This is a genomic window from Pseudomonas sp. FG86, from assembly GCF_057808775.1.
Genome location: NZ_JBMDIS010000155.1, coordinates 1 through 7,706, shown reverse-complemented (window position 1 = coordinate 7,706; position 7,706 = coordinate 1). Strand labels below are relative to the sequence as shown.

Genomic DNA, 7,706 nt, shown 5'->3' with positions numbered 1-7,706 from the left:
AAGTGTCCACCATGTCCCCGCACACCCGTCAACCATGTGTCCGGTCCATACAGGCCTTTCCAAAAGTGACCCGCTGTAAGAGCGGAACCGCAAGTGGCCGTTACCGCAGCAACGGATATGTACCCCAACCCGCCAGCCACCGCTCCCGCAGCAACGGATATGTACACCATCAAAACACTCACGGCCTCCCCCCAGAACCAGAAACCGGCACCGCCCGAATCACCGCCCGCGGCCCCTGCTGCTGTTGCTGCGCCCCAGGAATCGCCTTCTCCACCGAAGGCAACTGCGGCGCCTGCACATCCGGCATCGCCCAACTACGCTCCGGCTGCAACCCACCCTGCGCCCGGCGCATAAACTCATACCGATTCAACGTAATACTGCGCCCCGCCCCACCGTCACGAATAATGTAAGGCCGCAAAAACACCATCAAATTGGTCTTGCTCACACTGCGCTTTTCATTGCGAAACAACGCCCCCAACCCCGGAATATCCGAAAGCCACGGCACCGCGTCATTGCTCTGGCTGTAGCCATCCTGCAACAACCCGCCAAGCACCATGATCTGCCCGTCGTCCAGCAAGATGCTGGTATCGATCGCGCGCTTGTTGGTCACCGTGCCCGCCGCCACCGAAGCCCGGGAATCCACGCTGCTGACCTCCTGGTAAATATCCAGCTTCACCGTGCCGCCCTCGGAAATCTGCGGGCGCACATTCAGCTTGAGCCCCACTTCTTCACGCTGCACGGTCTGGAATGGGTTATTGCTGGTGCCACCGCCCCCGGTCACATAACTACCGGTGACGAACGGAATGGTCTGCCCGACAAAAATGCTCGCGGCTTCGTTGTCCAGGGTCAGCAGGTTCGGCGTCGACAGCACATTGGTACCGCCCTTGCTCTTCAACGCCCGGGCCAGCACCTTGAGGTCGAGCACTTTGCCAATGCCGGGGATGTCCACGGTGCCATTGACCAGGCCGATATTCAGGCCCTTGGGCAATACGTCGATGCTGGTCTTGCTGGTGGGTGTGCCATTGACCCCGCTGCCGCCCAGGTTGACGCCGCCGAAGCCGCCCTTGCCCGCCAGGTTGCCGGCCTGCCATTGCACGCCAAATTCACTGGCGTCGTCTTCGCCGACTTCGACGATCAGGCTTTCGATCACCACCTGGGCGCGGCGCTGGTCGAGCATGTCGATCACTTCGCGCAGGTTGCGGTACAGCGGGTCGGGCGCGGAGATCAGCAACGTGTTGGTGGTGGCATCAGCCTGGATGGTCGCGCCGCCGGCGCTGAACGCGGTGTTCTGATCGCTGGCGGTGCTGCCGTTGGCGCTGGTGCCGGTGGTGCCGGTCTGGCCATACGCGGACGGTACGCCGCTGCCGGTGGGCGTGCCGCTGCTGTTCTGCGTGGTGGTGTTGCCCTGGGTCGTCTGGCCAGTGCCGCCCATGGCGCTGAGCTTGCCCCGCGCTTCCTCGCTGACACCCGACTCGCTCTCGCCGGTGAGCAAGCCGCGCAGCGACTGCGCCAGCTTGCCCGCCTGGGCGTTGCGCAGGTACACCACGTGCATATTGCTCGGGTTGCTCTGGGCGTTGTCGAGCTTGTAGATCAGGTTGCGCGCCAGCTCGGTGCGCTCGGGGCTGCCGGCGCGAATGATGATCGAGTTGGAGCGTGGGTCGCCGACCACGTTGATCTTCTGGGTCTGGTCGGCGCCCTGGGTATCCAGCAGTTCGCTGACCATGGCGGCGATGTCCACGGCAATGCCGTTCTGCACCCTCACCACGTCGGTGTCGATGGCGCCGGGGGTGTCGATGCCGTCGATGATCTGCGCCACCCGCGCGAGGTTTTCCGCGTAGTCGGTGATGACGATGCTGTTGTTGCCGGGGTAGGCGTTGATCGGGTTGTTCGGCGACACGATGGGGCGCAGCACTGGGATCAGGTTTACCGCGTTTTCATATTGCAGGCGAAAGGTCCGCGTCTGCATGCCGCTGCTGCCGGCGCTGTAGATCGGCCCGCCGAGCAACTTGGCATCGGCCTCGGGCACCACCTGGGCCACACCGCCGACGTCGACCACGCTGAACCCCTGCATGCGCAACGCCGCCAACAGCATGTCATAGGCTTGATGCGCCGGCACCTGGCCTTCGCTGACCAGGGTCAGGTTGCCTTTAACCCGTGGGTCGACCAGGAATTGCTGACCGGTGGCACGGGACAGCGCACGCACCACGGCCTGGATATCGGCGTCGACGAAATTCAGTTGCACCGGCTGATCGCCCAGCGGGTTGCGCGCCTTGACGGTGGTCGGGGCATGAGCACGGGCACTGTTGGTCAGCGGGTGCTGGACGCGCGGCGTGGGCGCCGGTTCGCGCTGGCGATCGAGCATGGTTTCGCCGCTGCGCCGGGTGTCGGCCAAGGGCTGGCCAAGCTCGCTGTCCACCAGCAACGGCGTGTCGGGCGGCGGGTTATGGCTGCACGCGCTCAAGGCCAGTAACAGCAGCGGCGCGACCTTTCGAAAAGGCGCGGGGTTGGGGACTGACCACTTCATGAAGCTTCCTTAGCGCCAAGCGCCTGATCCATGCGAACGGTCCCGGACACAGTGCCGGCCGAGTTGTCGACGGCGTCCGCGCTACGCTGTAAGCGCGCCTCGGACACCTCCAGGGAAAATGCACGGGGGTTGCCCAGCAACCAGTCCACCACGGCATCGGCCGGGGCGTTGTCGAAGGTCAGGCGCCAGCCACCGGTTTCCAGGGCCTGCAACTGATAGCGGCCTTGCAGGCCGGCGCTGTCCAGGGCCTGGCGCAGTGCGCTTTCGTCGGCGTGCCGAGGCGCCGCGACGCCCTGTAACAGCACTTGCAAGGCGGCGGCTTGGGCGCGCAATTTCGGGGTTTCGGCCTGCCAGTAGTCGATCTTCTTCAACGCAGGCTGCACCAGCACCAGCCAGGTCAGCATGCCCGCCAGGACCAGGCTGGCGCCGCTGAGCAGGCGTTGTTCACGCAGGGCCAGGCCGCGCCAGAAGCCCTGGGCCTGGCTACGCAGACGGCGCCACTTATTCATCGCTGGCTCCCGCTTGCTCTGCCGGTTGCGCCAGGCCAAGGGTCCAGCCGTGGTCATCGCGGGTCGCGGTAAAACCGGCCTGGGCCAACGCGGCCTGCGCCTCGCCTGGCAGCGTCGGGCTGTGAGTGTCGGCCAGCAACCCAAGGTGCAAGCGCCCTTGTTCGAAAACCAGGCTGTCGACGCTGCCCACCATGAACGGCAAGTTGCTGCCGCCGATCTGCAACAGGCTGGTAAAGCGCTGGCCAGGGTCGGCCGCCGCGCCGGTTTGCCGCGCGGCCAGCTGTTGGCGGGCCTGCTGCAAGGGGTTGAGCACCACCGGCAATTCGGGGAATGCCTGGCGTACCTGCTGGCTCATCAAGGCCTTGAGCCGTTGGCCTTCGTCCACTTGGCGCGCCGCGTAGAGGTTCAGGCCGAGGGTCCAGATGGCGGTGGCCAGGGCGACACAGGCCAGCGCCCTGCCCCAACCACCGCTGGCCGTTTGATTGAGGTGGCCGTGCAGGCCCCAACCGGGCACCGCGCCATTCCAACGTTGGGTGGCGTCCACCAGCGGCAGATCGAGCGCCTGCAATCCCAACGGATGAACCGTCCCTTGTTGCAGGCTATCGCGGGTCAACAGATACCCGTCGTCCAACGCCGCAGCGCCCACCGGCAAGGCATAGGGCGCCGGGTACAGGCCACGCAGCTTGAGCTGGACCTGCGCCAGTACCTGGGCCAGCTGTTCCAGGCCGGCCTTGGGCACCCAGCCCACCTGGACGCGCCCCTGGCTGTCGCGCGGGCCGTGGGCCACGTGCATCTGGTCCAACGCGCCGAGGATCAACGCCTGCGCCGCACAGGTCACCGCCGCATGGGTTTTTGCAGCAGGTAATGGCGGCAGCTCAAGGCTGGTGAGCAGGCTGTCACGCGGGTGCAGAAAACAGTCCACGGCCTGCCGGCTCTTGCCCAATTGCGCCAGGCTTTCATGCCCTTCGGACACCACCACGCCGCGGTCGAACCAGGCAAATTTCACCCGGCTTTCAGCGTTGACCTGGTCCAGCGGCGGCAAGCCAATGCGCAAGCGTTTCATACGCCCACCCGCGACCAGATCACCTTGGGTTCACGGTCTTCGGGGCGATGCAACAACGCATCGATCGTCACTCGACGGCGCTCGCGCCGCGCCTGGCCCTGCAGGCGAAACCACTCGCTGGTAATGCCCACTTGCACCGAATCCACCGCCACCTGGGGCAAGTGCAGACGGTTGACGAAATCCCCACGGTTGATAAACCAATGGCCATTGTCACGCTCGGCCACCAGCCCATGGGCCTGGGACAGGCTGAGCTGCGGCACCACCGCGCTGAGCACTTCGGCGCTGGCGGTGTTGCCGTTGACCCAGGTATTGCCAGGCAGCACGCTGATGTAGGCCTGCAAGCGCTGCAACACCTCGGGGGTCAGGCCTTCGAGGCCACTCAGGTCGTCGAGGCTGCGCAGCATCGGGTATTTGGCGGGCAACCCCTTTTGTGCGTAGGAAGCGATCACCCGTTGGCTGATGCGGCGGCTGACGGCCGGGTCCACGCCAAGGGTGCGGCACAGGCGCTCGAAGCTGTGCAATTGCTCGGCGTCGAGCTGTTCGCGGTTAACCAGGTTGCGCAGGTTGAACTTGCCCTGTTCATCGTCGATCCGCCCCTCGAACACGCCTTCCTGGACACGCACCCAGGGCTGGTCAAGGCGCGTCAGCACATCCTTCTGGCGCGCCACCCAGAGCAGCTGACGGCTGCGTTCCAGGCCACCCTGCAACAGCCATTGGCCCTGCACACGCAACTGTTCGGCTTCCAGGCCGCGGGTAAAGACGGTCTGGCGCGTGAGCATGCCGCCAGCGATCACCGCCACCACCGCGGCGATCAGCAAGGCGCTGATAATCGCCATGCCGCGCTGCTTCGCCGCTGCGGACGAATACCGTTTCATGGCGCGCCTTACAACTGCCAGGAGCCGATATCGGCATTGACGCCTTCGCCATCCGGTTGGCCGTCGGCGCCCAGGGAGAACACATCGACCTCACCGTTGGCGCCCGGATTGAGGTAGTGATAAGGGTGGCCCCACGGGTCGTTGGGCAGGCGGTCGAGGTAGGCGCGCCAGTTGCTGTTCTTCGCATCGGCCGGGCGTTCCACCAGCACCTTGAGACCCTGGTTCATGGTGGGGTAAGTGCCGTGGTCGAGGCGATAGAGTTTCAGCGCCTGCATCAACCCGGCGATGTCCTGTTTCGCGGCGGTAGCCCGCGCCTGGTCCGGGCGGTCGAGCACCTTGGGTACCACCATGGCCGCGAGGATCCCGAGGATGACCACCACCACCATGATCTCGATCAGGGTAAAGCCACGTTGCCCGCGAGGGCCTGGCGTGGGGGATGTTAGGCGCGCGATATCCATCTCGACATTCCTTGGCTTGAGTGCGTTTCGTGGCGCAGTGTTGCAAGAACACATGTCAGTCGTATTGAAAATCCTCGGGAGCTTCGGTCGCCAATCGGTCAACTCGCGGCGCTAGTCTGCGGGCCTGTTTCCCGGCTTTGAGAGCGCCATGTACGGCCGTCGCAACGCGCAAGGTTTTACCTTGATAGAAGTGCTGGTGGCGCTGGCGATCATCGCCGTGGCCATGGCCGCCGCCGTGCGCGTGGCCGGGCTGATGACCCAGAGCAACGGCCTGCTGCGCGACAAGTCCATGGCGTTGCTGGCGGCACACAGTCGCCTGGCGGAATTGCGCCTGGAGGGGCGTGCGAGCCCCGGCAAGAGGACGTTCACGTGTGATCAGGGGCGCTTGAAACTGCGCTGCGAACAAACCATCAGCATCGGCCCCGATAACAGGCTGTTGCAGGTCAATGTGCAAGTGCTGGACGCCAGCCGCGACGCACCACCCCTGGCCCGCCTGGAGACTTCGCTGGCCAGGCCGCAGGTCAAGGCCGAGTGAACCGTGGCAAGGCCGGCGCCTGCGGCAATGTGTCGAGGGGCACGCGCACCTTCTCGCCCGCGCGCTCGATCTCGACGCTGTCACCCGCGATGGCCGTCAAGCGCACGCCGGGGCTGAGGTGCTCGCCGAGTAAAAAGCTGCGCGGCGGGCCCTCGTTGAGGCTGAGGATCGCCACCGCACCACGTGCCCCGGCCAGCACCCCCGAAACCTTGACCTGCACCGCCGCCGGCACCGTGGAGAACCATTGCAGCGCGGGGTTATCACTGCGCGTCGCCAACGCCTGGGGCGCAACCTGGGGCGTATGGGATTCGGCCGAGGTGAGCAGCAGCGGCGTCCATACCGCAACGCCGGCCAACGCCGCCAGCACGCCCAGGGCCTGTACGCCATGGGCCGGTGAAAAACGAAGGGCAAATGCCATGGGAAGGACCTCCTGTTTGTCCATGGCACCAGCCTACAGGCCAATTCGCACGTTTTTATTTCATAACCTCGCCAGCTTTCCAGGTACGCCACCATGAAACAGCATGGCTTTACCCTGATCGAACTGATGGTGGTGCTGGTGATCATCGGCATCGCCAGCGCCGCCATCAGCCTGACCATCAAGCCCGACCCGCTGCAGCTGCTGCGCAAAGACGCCGAACGCCTGAGCCAACTGCTGCAAGTGGCCCAGGCCGAAGCCCGCGCCGACGGCCGCCCGATCACCTGGCGCGCCGACGCCAAGGGCTTTCGCTTCAACCGCCCCAGCGAGGACGGCCTGGGCGTGGAAGCCTTCCAGGGCGACGCCCAACTGCGCCCGCGCCTGTGGGAGAGCACCCCGATGCAAATCAACATCGAGCCGCGGCAAACCCTGGTGCTCAACGCCGAATGGATCAACCCGCCCGTGCGTGTGGTGCTGTCTGACGGGCAACACCGTCTCAGCCTGCAACGCGATGCTGCCGGCTTGATGCGCGTGGTGAGCCAGCCATGAGCCCATCGCAGAAGGGTTTTACGCTGATCGAGGTGATGGTGGCGATCATGCTTATGGCGCTGGTCAGCCTGATCGCCTGGCGGGGGCTCGACAGCGTTAACCGGGCCGATCAGCACTTGCAGGCGAGCACGGAACAGACCGAGGCGGTGTTGCGGGCGTTGAACCAGTTGCAGCGCGACGTCAGCCTGCGCGCCAGTGTGGAACTGAACCCGCCGAAAGACCGCGCGGCCCCATCGGACGGGTTGGCGGCGGTGACGGTGCGCAGTTCCGACAGCAAGGGGTTTCGGTTGGATGTAATCCGCAGTGCGCCGGTCGCGGGGGATGGGTTGCAACGGGTGCGTTGGTGGCTCAAGGGCGACAACCTGTACCGCGCGGTCGCGCCGGCGCGGGATCGCTTTCCGTTGCCGGCGGCGAAGGATGGGGTGGTGGTGTTGACGGGGGTCAGTGATCTGCAGGTGCGGGTGTGGGAGGCGGATAAGGGGTGGCGGCAGTTGAGTGGGAATCGGCGGGAGGATCCGTTGGGGTTGGAGGTGAGTCTGGTGCGGCAGACGGCGCAGGGGGTGGAGCGGTATCGGCAGGTGTTGGGGTTGGTTTGGTAGGGGGATTGGGGTATGTATCCGTTGCAGCGTTAACGGCTACTTGCGGGTTGGGGGGCATATCCGTTGCTGCGGTAATGGCGGCTGGCGGTTCCGCTCTTACAGCGGGTCACTTTTGGAAAAGAGCCCTGTATGGACCGGACACATGGTGGACACATGTGCGGGGACATGGTTGACACATT

At 65.2% G+C, this 7,706-nt stretch carries 9 protein-coding genes; 3 read left to right on the top strand and 6 right to left on the bottom strand.

Annotated elements, in window-relative coordinates; translation table 11 throughout:
- Window positions 1–178: 178 nt before the first annotated feature.
- The 5 genes from gspD to gspG are packed head-to-tail and all read right to left on the bottom strand — an operon-like array spanning window position 179 to window position 5,429.
- The gene (gene gspD, locus ACODSV_RS35550; RefSeq protein WP_150056139.1) at window positions 179–2,524 is read right to left on the bottom strand and encodes a type II secretion system secretin GspD; all 2,346 of its coding nucleotides are present in this window, start codon (window positions 2,522–2,524) and stop codon (window positions 179–181) included.
- Window positions 2,521–3,033 carry a type II secretion system protein M gene (locus ACODSV_RS35545; protein WP_102625737.1) on the bottom strand — a complete coding sequence of 171 codons (513 nt, stop codon included), beginning with the start codon at window positions 3,031–3,033 and terminating at the stop codon, window positions 2,521–2,523. Before ACODSV_RS35545 ends, gspD begins: the two co-directional genes overlap by 4 nt.
- Window positions 3,026–4,096: a type II secretion system protein GspL gene (gene gspL / locus ACODSV_RS35540; protein ID WP_150095377.1), complete on the bottom strand. Its 1,071-nt coding sequence runs from the start codon at window positions 4,094–4,096 to the stop codon at window positions 3,026–3,028. Before gspL ends, ACODSV_RS35545 begins: the two co-directional genes overlap by 8 nt.
- A complete protein-coding gene (gspK, locus tag ACODSV_RS35535) occupies window positions 4,093–4,971 on the bottom strand; it encodes a type II secretion system minor pseudopilin GspK (protein ID WP_150056141.1) in 879 nt (292 codons plus the stop codon). The genes gspL and gspK overlap by 4 nt, the downstream gene beginning before the upstream one ends.
- 8 nt (window positions 4,972–4,979) lie before the next feature.
- Entirely contained in the window at window positions 4,980–5,429 is a 450-nt protein-coding gene (gene gspG, locus ACODSV_RS35530) for a type II secretion system major pseudopilin GspG (RefSeq protein ID WP_024074809.1), read from the bottom strand.
- Window positions 5,430–5,577: 148 nt separating this feature from the next.
- Here gspG and gspI point away from each other — a divergent pair, with 148 nt between their 5' ends.
- A complete protein-coding gene (gene gspI / locus ACODSV_RS35525; protein WP_024074808.1) occupies window positions 5,578–5,964 on the top strand; it encodes a type II secretion system minor pseudopilin GspI in 387 nt (128 codons plus the stop codon).
- Here gspI and ACODSV_RS35520 read toward each other — a convergent pair.
- Entirely contained in the window at window positions 5,951–6,382 is a 432-nt protein-coding gene (locus ACODSV_RS35520) for a type II secretion system protein N (RefSeq protein ID WP_024074807.1), read from the bottom strand. The two genes, gspI and ACODSV_RS35520, sit on opposite strands and share 14 nt — an antisense overlap.
- Window positions 6,383–6,475: 93 nt before the next feature.
- Here ACODSV_RS35520 and gspH point away from each other — a divergent pair, with 93 nt between their 5' ends.
- Window positions 6,476–6,928, top strand: a complete 453-nt coding sequence (gene gspH / locus ACODSV_RS35515; RefSeq protein WP_024074806.1) for a type II secretion system minor pseudopilin GspH — start codon at window positions 6,476–6,478, stop codon at window positions 6,926–6,928.
- The gene (locus ACODSV_RS35510) at window positions 6,925–7,527 is read left to right on the top strand and encodes a type II secretion system protein GspJ (RefSeq protein WP_150056142.1); all 603 of its coding nucleotides are present in this window, start codon (window positions 6,925–6,927) and stop codon (window positions 7,525–7,527) included. The genes gspH and ACODSV_RS35510 overlap by 4 nt, the downstream gene beginning before the upstream one ends.
- The last annotated feature ends 179 nt before the right edge of the window (window positions 7,528–7,706 follow it).

Excerpts from the sequence above, each read along its gene's own strand:
- ACODSV_RS35545 (WP_102625737.1), bottom strand. The coding sequence starts at position 3,033 with ATGAATAAGTGGCGCCGTCTGCGTAGCCAGGCCCAGGGCTTCTGGCGC.
- ACODSV_RS35520 (WP_024074807.1), bottom strand. The coding sequence starts at position 6,382 with ATGGCATTTGCCCTTCGTTTTTCACCGGCCCATGGCGTACAGGCCCTG.
- gspL (WP_150095377.1), bottom strand. The coding sequence starts at position 4,096 with ATGAAACGCTTGCGCATTGGCTTGCCGCCGCTGGACCAGGTCAACGCT.
- gspG (WP_024074809.1), bottom strand. The coding sequence starts at position 5,429 with ATGGATATCGCGCGCCTAACATCCCCCACGCCAGGCCCTCGCGGGCAA.
- gspI (WP_024074808.1), top strand. The coding sequence starts at position 5,578 with ATGTACGGCCGTCGCAACGCGCAAGGTTTTACCTTGATAGAAGTGCTG.
- ACODSV_RS35510 (WP_150056142.1), top strand. The coding sequence starts at position 6,925 with ATGAGCCCATCGCAGAAGGGTTTTACGCTGATCGAGGTGATGGTGGCG.
- gspH (WP_024074806.1), top strand. The coding sequence starts at position 6,476 with ATGAAACAGCATGGCTTTACCCTGATCGAACTGATGGTGGTGCTGGTG.
- gspD (WP_150056139.1), bottom strand. The coding sequence starts at position 2,524 with ATGAAGTGGTCAGTCCCCAACCCCGCGCCTTTTCGAAAGGTCGCGCCG.
- gspK (WP_150056141.1), bottom strand. The coding sequence starts at position 4,971 with ATGAAACGGTATTCGTCCGCAGCGGCGAAGCAGCGCGGCATGGCGATT.